Raw genomic sequence first — 480 nt, 5'->3', positions numbered from 1 at the left:
TCAGCTCTTTTTTAAGGACGCCCCGGGCTTGTACATACAGGCTTCGGTAGATCGTTTCGTGTGATAGTTGCATGAGCTTATTGACTGGAAACTGCCGTTTGAGCCAGCCCGATATCTGCGCAGGTGCCCATTGTTGTTTGAGCTTACTCGCCACGAGCATGCGTAGTCGCGCCCGGTTTGAAAGGGCACACGCTTTGGGCCGTAGCGCGCTCTTCCAGGCATTGGCGTCGGCCTGTTGGGCGCGGTACTTTATCGGGCCGCCGTTGCGTTCGATCTCCCGGCTGATCGTCGATGGCGCTCGGTTCAGGCTCGCTGCAATGCGGTTTGAAGACCAGTTTGCGCTCAGCCCACGCGAGATCGCTTCGCGCTCCTCGGACGTCAGTGCACGTGGCGAGCGCTTTCTTGGCGGCGGTGCGATCCCACCGCGCTCAGCAAGCATCCGATGCACCGAGCCCACTTCACGCTCCAGAGCCCGACTAA

Annotated in this window: 1 protein-coding gene; it reads right to left on the bottom strand. The window is 60.0% G+C overall.

Going from position 1 to position 480, the window contains the following annotated elements; genetic code table 11:
- On the bottom strand, positions 1-457 hold a 457-nt coding region (locus FH08_RS0134045; protein ID WP_152602989.1), incomplete at its 3' end, for a helix-turn-helix domain-containing protein.
- Between the last annotated feature and the right edge of the window lie 23 nt (positions 458-480).

This window comes from Caballeronia sordidicola (assembly GCF_000729995.1).
GTDB classification, from domain to species: domain Bacteria; phylum Pseudomonadota; class Gammaproteobacteria; order Burkholderiales; family Burkholderiaceae; genus Caballeronia; species Caballeronia sordidicola_A.
This window is presented reverse-complemented; position numbering and strand designations above follow the sequence as displayed.